The sequence below is a fragment of the Pseudoalteromonas sp. GB43 genome, from assembly GCF_054923805.1.
In genome coordinates, this window is the sequence record NZ_JBPCHJ010000001.1 from 1,793,639 (window position 1) to 1,806,935 (window position 13,297).

Annotated in this window: 13 protein-coding genes; 8 read left to right on the forward strand and 5 right to left on the reverse strand. The window is 40.9% G+C overall.

What is annotated here, in order from left to right; genetic code table 11:
* Nucleotides 1-53: 53 nt before the first annotated feature.
* Both ACRWSG_RS08630 and ACRWSG_RS08635 read left to right on the forward strand, forming a co-directional pair.
* On the forward strand, nucleotides 54-779 hold the full coding sequence (locus ACRWSG_RS08630) for a response regulator transcription factor (RefSeq protein WP_194442852.1): 726 nt from the start codon (nucleotides 54-56) through the stop codon (nucleotides 777-779).
* Nucleotides 779-2,254, forward strand: coding sequence for a sensor histidine kinase (locus ACRWSG_RS08635; RefSeq protein ID WP_462166079.1), 1,476 nt, complete (start codon nucleotides 779-781; stop codon nucleotides 2,252-2,254). Before ACRWSG_RS08630 ends, ACRWSG_RS08635 begins: the two co-directional genes overlap by 1 nt.
* Nucleotides 2,255-2,275: 21 nt before the next feature.
* On the opposite strand, the gene ACRWSG_RS08640 is transcribed toward ACRWSG_RS08635, so the two are convergent.
* The 3 genes from ACRWSG_RS08640 to ACRWSG_RS08650 form a co-directional block, all read right to left on the reverse strand.
* Nucleotides 2,276-4,459, reverse strand: coding sequence for a S9 family peptidase (locus ACRWSG_RS08640; RefSeq protein ID WP_194442850.1), 2,184 nt, complete (start codon nucleotides 4,457-4,459; stop codon nucleotides 2,276-2,278).
* A 130-nt stretch (nucleotides 4,460-4,589) separates the two neighbouring features.
* Nucleotides 4,590-5,207 (reverse strand): GlyGly-CTERM sorting domain-containing protein, encoded by a 618-nt coding sequence (locus ACRWSG_RS08645; RefSeq protein ID WP_462166080.1) that lies wholly within the window; start codon nucleotides 5,205-5,207, stop codon nucleotides 4,590-4,592.
* 65 nt (nucleotides 5,208-5,272) lie between these two features.
* Entirely contained in the window at nucleotides 5,273-7,993 is a 2,721-nt protein-coding gene (locus ACRWSG_RS08650; RefSeq protein ID WP_462166081.1) for a S8 family serine peptidase, read from the reverse strand.
* A 235-nt stretch (nucleotides 7,994-8,228) separates the two neighbouring features.
* On the opposite strand from ACRWSG_RS08650, the gene ACRWSG_RS08655 reads away from it, so the two are divergent.
* Nucleotides 8,229-8,699, forward strand: coding sequence for a DUF2721 domain-containing protein (locus tag ACRWSG_RS08655; protein WP_462166082.1), 471 nt, complete (start codon nucleotides 8,229-8,231; stop codon nucleotides 8,697-8,699).
* Nucleotides 8,700-8,802: 103 nt separating this feature from the next.
* Nucleotides 8,803-9,255 carry a c-type cytochrome gene (locus ACRWSG_RS08660; RefSeq protein ID WP_054554627.1) on the forward strand — a complete coding sequence of 151 codons (453 nt, stop codon included), beginning with the start codon at nucleotides 8,803-8,805 and terminating at the stop codon, nucleotides 9,253-9,255.
* A gap of 221 nt (nucleotides 9,256-9,476) precedes the next feature.
* Here ACRWSG_RS08660 and ACRWSG_RS08665 read toward each other — a convergent pair whose 3' ends face one another.
* Nucleotides 9,477-10,127: a cytochrome b/b6 domain-containing protein gene (locus ACRWSG_RS08665; RefSeq protein WP_054554626.1), complete on the reverse strand. Its 651-nt coding sequence runs from the start codon at nucleotides 10,125-10,127 to the stop codon at nucleotides 9,477-9,479.
* 137 nt (nucleotides 10,128-10,264) lie between these two features.
* Here ACRWSG_RS08665 and ACRWSG_RS08670 point away from each other — a divergent pair, with 137 nt between their 5' ends.
* The 3 genes from ACRWSG_RS08670 to ACRWSG_RS08680 all read left to right on the forward strand — a co-directional run bounded on the left by ACRWSG_RS08670 (nucleotide 10,265) and on the right by ACRWSG_RS08680 (nucleotide 11,858).
* Nucleotides 10,265-10,972, forward strand: a complete 708-nt coding sequence (locus ACRWSG_RS08670) for an AzlC family ABC transporter permease (protein ID WP_300361546.1) — start codon at nucleotides 10,265-10,267, stop codon at nucleotides 10,970-10,972.
* Nucleotides 10,969-11,268: an AzlD domain-containing protein gene (locus ACRWSG_RS08675; RefSeq protein ID WP_063529256.1), complete on the forward strand. Its 300-nt coding sequence runs from the start codon at nucleotides 10,969-10,971 to the stop codon at nucleotides 11,266-11,268. Before ACRWSG_RS08670 ends, ACRWSG_RS08675 begins: the two co-directional genes overlap by 4 nt.
* 107 nt (nucleotides 11,269-11,375) lie before the next feature.
* Nucleotides 11,376-11,858, forward strand: coding sequence for a glutathione peroxidase (locus ACRWSG_RS08680; protein ID WP_054563709.1), 483 nt, complete (start codon nucleotides 11,376-11,378; stop codon nucleotides 11,856-11,858).
* 52 nt (nucleotides 11,859-11,910) lie between these two features.
* Here the strand turns inward: ACRWSG_RS08680 and ACRWSG_RS08685 are convergent, their stop codons facing one another.
* On the reverse strand, nucleotides 11,911-12,099 hold the full coding sequence (locus ACRWSG_RS08685; protein WP_082389337.1) for a PA3496 family putative envelope integrity protein: 189 nt from the start codon (nucleotides 12,097-12,099) through the stop codon (nucleotides 11,911-11,913).
* Nucleotides 12,100-12,490: 391 nt separating this feature from the next.
* Here ACRWSG_RS08685 and ACRWSG_RS08690 point away from each other — a divergent pair, with 391 nt between their 5' ends.
* Nucleotides 12,491-13,291, forward strand: a complete 801-nt coding sequence (locus ACRWSG_RS08690; RefSeq protein ID WP_462166083.1) for a YggN family protein — start codon at nucleotides 12,491-12,493, stop codon at nucleotides 13,289-13,291.
* The last annotated feature ends 6 nt before the right edge of the window (nucleotides 13,292-13,297 follow it).

The window sequence follows — 13,297 nt, forward strand, 5'->3', positions numbered from 1 at the left end:
GCACTCCTTACACCGAGGTCATAAGGATGTGCCTCTGTGATTTGGAGTGAGCAATGCGCCAAGAAAAATTATTAATCGTCGAAGATGATAGAGCAATACGCCAACTTATCAGCACACAATTACACTGCCTAAACCTACATATTGATGAAGCCTCGAGCGCTGAAGCTGCAATAAAGAAGCTTGCCAGCTCAAGTTACGGCTTGGTGCTACTCGATATCAATCTACCACAAATGGATGGCTTGAGTTTATGCCGCAAAATTAAAGAGCACTACCCAAGCATTGCCGTTATTTTACTAACTGCACTCAGTAGCGATATGGACAGAGTGATTGGTCTGGAAATGGGCGCTGATGATTACATTTGCAAGCCGTTCTTCGCCAGAGAGTTACAAGCACGAATAAAAACACAATTACGGCATAGGTCACAACTTATGGCAGCCCATTCACATCATGAAGATAGCGCTCAAGCAGTCATTCAACTTGGTGAACTCCATATTGAATTTGCCAGCCACCAAGCATTTTTAGCTGACCAAGCAATTAACTTAACCGCCACCGAATTTGATTTACTAGTCTATTTTGCTAAACACCCAAACCATGTTTTTAGCCGCCAACAGTTACTAGACCAAGTGTGGGGTTACCAACACAGCGGCTACGAGCATACGGTTAATTCCCATATAAACCGTTTACGCAGTAAGTTTGAGCAGTATCATCCAGCAACCTTTATCGAAACAGTCTGGGGCGTAGGCTATAAATTAAACCCTAGCCAATTGAGTGTAAACTAATGAAATCAATGACGCTTTATCAAAAATTGGCTTGGTCATTGGTGCTTATTTTTAGCCTGTTGTGTGCACTGGTTTTAAATTGGAGTAAGCAGCTAGAGCAAAGCTCTGTACACCATGCTCAGCAAAACTTGCACCTTCAATTAGCCGAACATTTAGTGCATGATAACCCACTGATCCAGCAAGGTGTGTATGACTATGATGCACTAGAAAACTTATTTCACACGCTGATGATACTTGGTCCGGCTTTTGAGTTTTATTTTGTAGACCCAGAAGGTCATTTACTGACTTATTCAGCCAAACCGGGGCAAGTCGTAAGGAAACAAATAAACTTAACCCCGATACAGCAGCTGATTGACAACCCCACTGCCACGCCGATTTATGGTGATGATCCGCGTAGCAACGATGGCGTAAAAATATTTTCGACCGCGCCAGTTTATAATCAGCAACAGCTGCAAGGCTATCTATACGTAATTATTGGCGGGCAAGCTTACGATACAACCCTTAAAAACATTAAAGCCAATGATAACCTTTGGCTTGCTGCCATGTGGTTTATAGCTGCCTTACTCGCTCTCTTTATTGCGATGTTGCTGTTATTTCGTTTTTTCACCTTACCGCTCAAAAAACTCAATAAAGAGCTTAATAAAATAGAAGCGGCTAACTACAGCCTAACCAAAATGTCATTGGACTCTAGCTACACTGCTGATGATGAAATTGGCAATTTAAGCAAAGGCGTCAATGCCATGCTCGCACGTATTGATGAGCAGTTTCAGTCATTACAGCAAGCCGATAAACAACGCCGTGAGTTACTTACGCATTTATCACATGATTTACGTACGCCGCTATCTTCACTGCACGGCTTTCTTGAGATGATCAATAAACCGGATAGCCACTTAAACGAGCCTGAGCAACGTCATTACCTCAACCTTGCAATGGATAACTGCCAGCAATTAAAACATCTGATCGAACAAATTTTTGAGCTTGCTAATTTAGAGTGCGGCCAAGTAAAAATTCAATCAGAGATCTTTAATTTAGGCGAGTTGATTTATGATTGCGTGGCAAAGCTTGCACTCACTGCACAATCCGCAGGAATTTCACTCAGGGTTATCCCAGAAATTTGCGACTTTACCGTAACGACAGACATTGCAAAATTAGAGCGGGTACTAACAAACTTAATTGAGAATGCTATTCGACACACCCCAAGTGGCGGTGAAATTGCCGTCAAGGTTAGCCAACAAAGTGATCAGTTATACGTGGCAGTATCTGATACTGGGGTTGGTATTCATGAGGATGAACTCAATGCTATTTTTGAACCTCATTATCAGGTCCGTAATAGCATAAAACGAGGCTCAACAGGCTTAGGACTGGCTATTTGCAAGCAATTGCTCACCCTAATGGATAGTGAAATAAACGTCAGCAGTACCTTGGGAAAAGGCAGTGAGTTTCGTTTTAATTTAGCAATGCAGGCACCCGTTTAATCACGGATGCCTGCGTTGTTATTATTTTTCGATACCCGCTAAATCTAGCATAAATGCATAATATAAAGCGGTGTCTTGTAAGCTCTTAAAGCGCCCAGAAGCACCGCCATGACCTGCTTCCATGTCAGTTTTAAAAAGCAATAGGTTATCATCGGTTTTATATTCACGCAGCTTAGCAACCCATTTTGTTGGCTCAAAATACTGAACTTGAGAGTCATGCAAGCCGGTGGTGACTAACATATTTGGGTAAGCCTGTTTCTTAACTTGGTCGTACGGCGAATACGACAGCATATAATCGTAATAGACTTTATCGTTCGGGTTACCCCACTCGTCATACTCATTTGTTGTTAGTGGTAAGCTGTCATCTAGCATAGTCGTGACCACATCAACAAAAGGCACTGCCGCAATCACTCCTTTATAAAGTTCAGGCGCTTGATTTACAACAGCCCCCATTAGTAAGCCACCCGCACTGCCACCCATGGCAAAAACATTATCTTTATCTGCATATTTTTGAGCAGCCAATGATTTAGTCACATCAACAAAGTCATTAAAGGTGTTTTGTTTATGAAGTAACTTGCCGTCTTCGTACCAAGGACGACCCAACATCTGCGAGCCACGGATATGTGCAATTGCAAATACAAAACCACGATCGAGTAAGCTTAATCGTGAACTAGAAAAGCTTGGATCCATGGTCGCACCATACGAACCATAGCCATATTGCATAAGCGGATTAGAGCCATCTTTTTTAAACTTATCTTTTCGATAAACAAGGCTCACTGGAACATCAACACCATCTCGCGCAGTTACATATATGCGTTCAGATGTGTAATTGCTCGGGTTGAAATCACCCAATACTGTACGCTGTTTAAGCAGTGTTTTTTCGCCACTTTCGAGGTTGATATCGTAGCTACTACCTGGGGTTGTCATACTTGAATAGTAAACACGTAAATTAGGGTTATCTAACTCACTATTACCATAGCTAAAAACCATATACGTTGGATCATTAAACGCAACTATTTGCTCTTGTTGGTTGCGAAGGTCACGAATAGTGATACGGGTTTGCCCCATTTCACGTTCTTCATAAACCAAGTGATTGTTAAATAACTCAATACCCTCAAACTTAACCTTATCGCGACCAGCAATAACCGTTTGCCAATTGGTTTTATCATGAGCCTTATCGCGGTGCACTTTCATCAGTTGGAAGTTAACCGCATTTAAATTGGTAACGATGTAATACCAATCACCTAATTTTTGAATATCATATTCAAGCCCAGCTTCACGTTCAATAAAACGTTTCGGCATTGCTTTAACATCATTTGCATCAATAACCGAGACACCCGAAGCACTGGTGCTGCCATGACTAATATAAATATCTTGTTGGTCTTTACTCTTGTAGATACCGGTGTAATAACTAGTGTTTGTCTCTTCGTAAACCAGCTCATCGTCGGCTTGCGGGGTACCTAGCGTATGGCGATATACTTGGTAGCCTAACAGCGTCTGTAAGTCTTTTTTGATATAGTAAAAGGTTTTGTTGTCATTAGCCCACACGACATCACCTTCCGTGCCTTCAAGGCTCTCTGTGAGCATTTTACCTGTGGTTAAATCTTTAACTTTAATTGTGTAAATGCGACGACTAACTGTATCTTCACCGTAAGCAAGTAAATTGCCATTTGGACTCACAGCTAAACCGGTGACAGCAAAGTAATCATGATTTTTAGCAAGCTCATTTACATTTAAAATAACTTGCTTACCCTCTCCTTGACTATCTTGGCTACGCACATAAACCGGATATTCATCATCACCACGCGTTTGTGAGAAATAATAATAATCCCCTTTTTTTGTCGGTACGGTATCGTCATCCTTTTCAATACGTCCTTTAAGCTCTTCGAAAAGGGTGTTTTGTAGCGTTTGAGTATGTGCCAATTTGCTTTCAACATACGCATTTTCAGCATTTAAATGAGCAATAACAGCGGCATCTTTGCGCTCATCATCACGCATCCAGTAGTAGTTATCGATACGTGTGTCACCATGAATGGTCATTTCATGAGGTATTTTTTTAGCAACGGGAGCTGCTATTTGAATCGACTCAGTTGCAGCCGATTGTTTTATTGTATCTTTTTCATTTGAGTCATCAGGAGCTTTATTACAGGCAGTTAAAATAGCTAAAGAGAGTGCCGCGAGACAAAGTGAGTGGCCAACTTTCATAGGGATCCTAAATTAATTTTTATTATTAAGTCCCTAATATAAGTAATTAACCGTGAATTTATAAGTAGCCTTTGTGAAGCAATGTAAAAAGGGAGCCGAAGCTCCCTTTTATCACTTATTTTTCAAATAATTACTTTTGCTTACGACGACGCATGAATGCGAACGGTGCAGCAAGTAATGTTAACCATGCTAGTGAACCTGAAGAAGATTTTTTCTTCGGTTCTTCAACGACAGGCTGCTCAGATGCTTCATCCGCCAGGTTATTAACTGTAACAGTTACCATAGCAGACTCTGAAACATTGCCTGATCTATCCGTTGCAACCACTTCGAGCTCAATTGACGTTAAACCAGCGTCATAATCAAGTACATCTTGATTCATAACTACAACATCACCTGTAGCTGTTACTGAAATAGCCGTTGAACTTGAGCTAATTACAATGAACTCTGTAACAGGGCTGGCTAAATCAGCACCGTAAGTGGCTTCTAAAGTACCAATTACTGTGCCGTTCTCTGTATTTTCATCAACAGAGAATTCAGCATCTGCAACTACTGGTGGAGTATTTAAGTCAGACTCAGGTGTTGCCGTATACAATTTAGAACCTGAGTCCGATAAGATCATGAAGTCTGCACCTGCATTGTACAAAGTTGCTGAAGCTCCAGGTTCAATTGAGCTAACTGTTTCTCCTGCTTCATTTTCAATCCATGCATATTGATCGTTTGATGCATCTGTGAATGTATAAGAACCCATAGCAACATCACCTTCTTCTGTTGCTATCGGAGTCCATACAGCTTCTTCTGTGCGGAAACGGACATCTACAGTTGCTCGTTTATATCATCAGCAGTTAAACCAAAATCTTCAATACAGCTTTGCAGTGTTAAGTGATTATTACCAATTATTTGGAAAATATTACTAACCTTCCCAGAACCACTACCATAGCCATGAGTAAAGGCAATCGCAGTTCCTGGCTCTACCTCACCTGGTTCATAAAACCATTCCAGCATTCCATTTTGTACGGTTATATCGTATTCACCATCTTGGTTCATATCGAAGTCAGCCATAAAGCCGCCAACATAAGAGTGAGTAATTCCTTCGTTCAGTACAAGTGTAGTTAGAGTTACATAGCCGCTTTCACAAATTTCTGCAGATACTGCAAATGTTTCAATTGACGCACCAACTAAATCAAAGCGTTGCTCTTCATCAACATCATCAGTCATTACCGCCGGAGCAAATACTGGCTCAAGTACTACAGCACCTGTGTTTGTCACTTCATGTGCAACACCTTTATCTGTAACAACTGGCGTGAAGCTCATTGCTGCATTTGCTTTTGGTAATACGTGATAAACAAGGTGGAATGCTTCATCGCTACCATCAGAGAAGATTAACGCACCATCAAGTTCTAGGGTAGTTAAATCAGCTGTCGCATCTTGTGAACCAATATTATCATCCGTTAATGTCCACTCAGGCAAAGTAGTAGGCTCAATTGTTGCAGTCACGTCAAATGACATAGTTTGACCCGCTGGCACTGTAATTGACTCTGGATAGTCAAGTGAGAATGAACCACGCTCAACATCGTCTGCATAACGTTGTTCAAGAGAAAGTGTGTACACTTTATCTTCATTAGAGAAGTTCTTAACTTGAACTGTTTTAGTAAGCTCAACGGTTTCTGATGCGTTTACTAAACCAAACGAAAGTGCTGCTTGTTTAGTATCTGCAGCCCAGGCAGCAACTGGTAAGTTAGCCGCTTTATTGACATCAACAAGACCCGCACCGATGTAACTAATTGGCGCCAGCTCAGCATCAGGATTGATTGCTAATGGCTCCATAGTCACATTCAGGTTTGCAGTGTTCATTAGCGTAGCTTTAATTTCAATCGCGTTACGCTCTGGAAGCGCTTCTTTTAATAAGCTCACAGCACCTGCAGTTATTGGACCTGAGAATGAAGTACCTGTTGCACCCGTTAAGCCATCACCAAGGCCTGGGTGAGCAGTCATAATGTTTACACCTGGCGCTGTAATTTCAGGTTTTAACAGACCACCCATTGAAGGGCCACGCGATGTGAAGTCAGCAATAGCGCCTGAAGTTACAAGGCGCTCTACTGTAAGGTTAAATGCGCCACCAGCTTTAAGTGCAGTACCAGCTGCAAATGTCACGCCTACAGAAGGGATAGTTACAGCAGGATCAGACCCCCCCATAGGAGCTGGTGTACCATCATCATTGCTATTTGCGATAATTACAAACTCAGCGCCTTTATCTTGAGCCGCTAAGACTTTTACTGTAAATGCACAACCACCGCGGTCGATGATAACGCCCTTGCCAGTAAAGTCTACACCATCTGCAAAGGCTTCACATGCTGTTTGGTTTGCATCTGGATATACCAGTTCAATATCATCACTTGAGAAAGTAAAAGCTGTTTGTGGACCGAAGCTTGCTGGTTGCACAATTGCTTCTTCACCATTAATTGTACCACTACCAACTGATTCTTCACCGGTAGGATGAGTCATCGCACCCACTGAAAGAGCATTTTCTGTAGTACTTGGGCCACCAACGATGAATGGATATGCGCCATCATTACCTGCAGAGATAACAACGTTTGTACCAAGCTTAACCGCTTGATTAATAAACAGGCCTACAGCATCGTTGGCAATATCGCCATAATTACCACCTAGAGACATGTTGATAACATCAACACGGTCACTAATGTCACCATTTCCATCAGGGTCCATAGCGCTTTCAAGCGCGAGTAGCTGTGCAAGGCCTGGACAGCCACCACCACATACTGAGTAAACAAATAAATCTACATTTGGTGCAATACCATTAACAGAGTGAGAAACGTGAGTACCGTGGTTAGTTGTCACATCAATCGGATCTGCATCATTATTAATAAAATCGTAGCCGCCTAATACCTTGCCTTGAGGCCAATCTACAGAAGCAGGATCAGCAATAGCTGCCGCATAGGCTTCATCTGTACCCGCACCACCAAAAGCAGTATGAGTGTAGTCAATACCTGTATCAAGCACAGCAACGCGAACACCTTCACCTGTTGCTAAACCATTAGATACAAGCGGAGTCGCTTCAATATAGTCAGCGCTGTCAGCAACATGCAATTCATAATCGTATACTGGGTAAATATCTTCTACTTGCGAATTTGAAAGTAACTTAGCAACATCACGTTTATTGCCATTAACGACAACTGAGCTTACTAGGGTTGAAGTTTTAGCAACGACCTGAAGAGGTAAGTCCATGCTGTTGATTGCTTGCTCTACACTTGCTTGTGCTACTTTAGCTTGCGCTTGAATTGACGCTACATCCGCTCCCATTGTTTTTGCATTTATAGATGCTGGAGCATTAAGTTTTACAAGCCAGCTTGTTGCTTCACTGCGAACTTTTTGTTCTTTTTTAGTTACCGCGCTCGATTGGATTAATTTTTTGCCGGCAAGATTATATTTAGAAAAGTCATTGGCTTGTGCACCAGCGCACATTGCACTCGTCACAGCCAAAGCAACTGCAGTTCTTTTTATTATATTCTTAGACATGGGTTCCCCTGGGATATGTTATGTTATCGTCTAAATAGTGATTGAAACAAAGTTTCAGTGGGAATATAAAACGGGAACACAGACAAGAACAACATCTCAGTTACATATAAATTACAACAACCTTGCGCTAACAGCGAAAAAGAAAGAACAAACCCATTCTTTACAAAGACTTAAACCCAAAACCAAAGGTTGTAAACGTTTGTAAATGAAAGCCTTATAAATAGAGTACTATCAAATGAATTCAGAAGTTATCAACATTCTTACCATGGCAAAGGTGATTCAAACTGCTGTTGCACCCGTCTTTTTAATTACCGGTATTGCAGCAACATTAGGCGTGCTTTCCAACCGCTTGGCGCGTATTACCGATCGAGCGCGGCAGTTAGAACGCAAGCTTAAAGTCAGTACGGATGAAGACTTCAATAAGTCATTAACAACGGAGCTAAGGGCACTGTTGAAACGCTCTCGCTGCATCCATATTGCATTTAGTCTAAGTGTACTCAGTGCTTTATTAGTATGTGCTGTGGTTATGTGTCTATTTTTATCGCATATTCAATCTATCAACTTGAGCGTGACAATTGCTAGCTGCTTTGTGGTCGCTATGGCGCTGCTGATATGTGGATTTTTATCTTTACTATGCGAGGTTTTCTTAGCAACAAGAAGCATGCGCCGCGGCATGATCTTCGCTGATATTGATATAAATGATTAAATTAAACTTAAGTTAAGATTAACCGCAATACACTTGAATATTATATTGAGCTAAGATAAAACTCAGTTAGTTTACTTTTATGACATCTTAAGGGGCAAAAGGAATGAAATTAAAACAATTAGTAGTGGGTGCAATGCTTTCAACAATGGCACTAGGCGCTTCAGCAAATTCTGTATTTGAAGAGCCAAGCGATGCAATCGAGTATCGTCAGGCAGCATTTTCAATGATCCGCGTACAAATTGGTGACATGGGCGATATGCTAAAAGGGAAAGTACCTTTTGATGCAGAACGTTTTCAAAAGCGTGCTAACAATGCAGCGGCATTATCTAAAATGCCTTGGGAAGCTTTCGTAGCGGGTTCTGATAAAGGTGATACATCTGCGCTTGCAGCTGTATGGAGCGACAACGAAACCTTTATGAAAAAAGCAGTTGCTTTCCAACAATATGCTGATGAGCTAGCAGTTGCAGCGCAAAGTGGCGATAAGAAAGTAATCGGCAAAGCATTTGGCGCTTGGGCTAAAGGCTGTAAAGATTGCCATAAGTCTTTCAAAGACTAGTTAAAAATTTAAACTAAAAAGGCGCTTATTAGCGCCTTTTTTAATGTCTTATACCAATTCGCTTAATTAAGTGGTCTATTTTGAGGCAATAGAACCTCGTTGATAGCAAGGCAAAAATTTCGTTATTTAGTTTGTTCTAAATCAGAAATTTTTAACGCAGGTAGCGACAGGTTTTATCCCTCAAAATGATTAAGTATTATTGCGGATTGGTATTAGATTACCTAGCCAAGCAAATAGCTGAGCGGCTCTGCACCCCAAGTCGTAAATAGCACCACTAAGCACACTGCAAAAATAACAAAAGCTATCAACGGTGATTTAGTAACAGGCTCAGTAACCGCAACTTGCTCACTATTACCCGTTAGCATAGGTTTCACTAAGTTTTTTCCCTTAATGCGGTAAATCACAATCGCTAATACATGCAACACAATGGCATACAACAAGATGTCAAAGTTTAAATGATGGAGCCAACCGGCAAACTCTACGGTATCTGAGGATACATGCGCCACCAGAGGACCATCCGTTAAAATATCGTCACTGGTCATTAAGCCTGAGGTTAACTGTACGATGAGTAGCGCAAAAAAGGCTATCACCATATAACTACCCGCTGCGCCATGACCCGCTTTATGTTCATTGCTTGTAAATGACTTAATTGCAGCAACAGGAGAGTGAATAAGTGCAGAGAGCTTTGCCGTTTTACTACCAATAATGCCCCAAACAAGACGTGTAATAATAAGCGCTAGAGTGAAGTAGCCTGCAGTAAAATGCAGCTCCAACATACCTTCTTCAGCACTAAAATAGAGTGTTGCGATGGCGGCAACTAATAACCAATGGAAGCTTCTTATAAAGCCATCCCATACTTTAACTTTTGACATTGTAACTTTCCCTTTAAAAGATGCTAATGATTTCAGCAACAGGCTCGGCTATACATTATTGCAAACTTCAGTTATTTTGACACACCTCTATTTCAGCTGTTTTGATCTGAGCCATAACAACAAACATGAGCGATAAGATGCATAAATCAACAATAAGAGCCTTGCTAAAAGGATTTTTCGACATGCTCCCCTTATGCCTTGCGGTGTTACCTTGGGGAATTTTATGTGGCTCGTTAGCTGTTCAAAATGGCTTCAGTGCCCTAGAAACACAAGCTATGTCGTTGTTGGTATTTGCAGGTTCAGCACAGCTCGTTGCGATTGAATTAATGGCAGGCAATACGCCGCTTTTAACTATTTTATTTACCACACTCATTATTAGCTCACGGCACTTTTTATATGGTTTAGCTATTCGCCACAAAGTCATAGATCAACCCTTTCGTTGGCGACTGCCAGTGAGTTTTGTACTAACCGATGAATTATTTGCTTTTTCGCACCATCGCAAAGCGTACCGAACGAAAGTACGCCTTATTTATGCACTCAGTGCCGGTTTTAGTTTTTATATTGCATGGAATATCTGGACCTTGCTAGGTATTGTCGCAGGAAGCCTCCTTCCCGATTTAACACACCTAGGTCTTGATTTTGCCATCGCTGCCACGTTTATTGCTTTAGTTATTCCGAGTGTAAAGAACTTTGCAACACTGGCTACTGTGATCACCGCAGGCGTTGTTGCAACGCTATTAAAAAGTCAGGGCTTTCAACTTTGGCTTGTCACCGCGGCTCTTATCGCTATGACAGTGGGTTATCTAATTAGTCGCTGGCAAGCAAAAGAGGAGCATACACAATGATGATCACCATTTTATTAATGGCGTGTATCACCTTCTTCACACGTTACTTATTTTTACACCGCGCATTACCATTTAAAGTTGGCCCGAAAATGCAGCAATTTTTAAGTTTTAGCGCCCCTGCCGTACTCACCGCAATTTGGGTGCCCATTGTGTTTATTAATGACGAAGGGATAAATCTAGATTGGCAAAATCCTTACCTAAGTGCTGCTGTTGTGTCTGTTATCGTGGCCTATAAAACACATAATATATACTACACAACACTGGCAGGAATGGGATTATTTATAATTTTAAGTTAGCTGCGATGCTTATCCCCAAGTAAGAAAAGCCGCTGATTAAAATTTACCCTTTTAGAAAAATGCCAAGCAAGTTAGAATCAATGCAACAATAATAAAAAGTTATCACTATGAGCGAATTTCACCAACTCTCAGCTACCAGCCTACAAGGCCAAACCGTTGACTTTTCTGATTTTGAAAACAAGGTCGTACTTGTTGTAAACACTGCAAGTAAATGTGGCTTCACTCCACAATATGAAGGCTTACAAGCACTGCATGAAAAGTATCATGAGCAAGGCTTAGTAATAATTGGTTTTCCTTGTAACCAATTTGGTAAACAAGAGCCTGGGGACGCGAAGGAAATTAAAGAAGGCTGCCTCATTAACTACGGCGTTAGCTTTTTAATGATGAGCAAAGTCGATGTGAATGGCGAACATGCTCACCCTGTTTTTAGATACCTAAAATCAGAGTTACCGGGCTTTATCACCCGCAAAATAAAATGGAACTTCACCAAATTTTTAATTGGTAAAGATGGCAAAGCAATTAAGCGATATGCGCCACTCACAAAGCCTGAACAGCTCGAATCAGACATCGCAGCTGCACTGGGCAAATAACAAAGTCTAAAAGCAATAAAGAGGCAAATTGCCTCTTTATCTAAATTTATGCTTAGTCGTTCAAGTACTCGTCAAAGTCGTCATCGCCTAAGTTTCTACGCAAGCGTTTTTGTTCAAGATAGTCTTCCAACTTCTTCTTAACGCGTTGCTTTTTCTTGTCGTGTTGATTACGCCCGACCATTTCGTACTCGTCTTCAACAAAATCGTCATCTAGCGCGTCATAACTAAATGTCTTACCCACAACCCACTCCATAAAGTGTTTGAGACCAATTCTTGAGATTAAAATTTGCTCGATGAATTGGCAAAGATTAAAAAGCTCAGTAGTAATTTAGTATCTAAAAAACCACCAAAATAAAGCCATACACCCATGCTAAATAGGTCATATGTCAATATTGTGAATAAATAGCGCTAAATTTGATTTCTGAAAAGTGAGAGTTTTTTATCGTTTCGATAAGAGTCATTTATGCATGTGTATTTTTTAGTTAATTTGACTAAAAAGTGGTTAAAAAATTATTGACCGCAATTTTCAAAAAATCATAAAAACACATCAAACCATTGAATTAATTGAACTTATAAATTATGGCATTCAATTTGATTATGTATTTGTGTCATTTCAAACAGGAAAGAAAAAAATGAAAAAGTTATTGTTAGTAAGTTCTTTATTTATCGCTACCAGCGCAATGGCTCATAACGATAATGATACAAATATTTCATTCAGCGGTGAGCAGTGTGATGTTGAATTTATAAATGATGTACGCATCACACCAAGCGAGTTAGAAGTATACACAGCCGATAATCGCACTATGAAAATCATCGATCAGCACACTTTATATATCGATGGTCAAGGCGTATCGCTTGATGCTTCACAACAGCAAGCAATTGCAGATTACTCAGACAGCTTACGCAGCCAACTTCCTGAAGTCGCCAATATCGCACTTGATGGCGTAAAAATAGCAGGCGTAGCAATTGAAGAAGTATCAAATGCTTTCAATATTGATGACCTAAGCGACATTTCAGAATTAATGGACGATATCAGTGTAGAAGTGCAAAACGCCTTCTATCAGCAAGGTGCGTTTACCATGGGTCAGCAAAATTTCGAAAAATTTGGCCAAAACTTTGAAGACCAATTCGATGAGCAAATCGAATCGGCTGTCGAGTCAGCCATGATGCAATCAATGGGCAGCATTTTAATTGCGCTAGGTTCTGAGCTTTTAGGTTCAGGTGGCGACATGGATGAGTTTGAGCAACGTATGGAAAACATGGGCGCACAAATAGAAGCACGCGTAGAAACACAGGCAGCTCAACTTGAAGAACGTGCAGATGCATTATGCGGCAGCTTTGCAGATATCGCTCATAAAGAACAAGAATTAGTGGTACTAGTACCACAACTAAAAGAGTACCAACTATTTACTTTCAAACAGAATGCAGAGTAATTGACT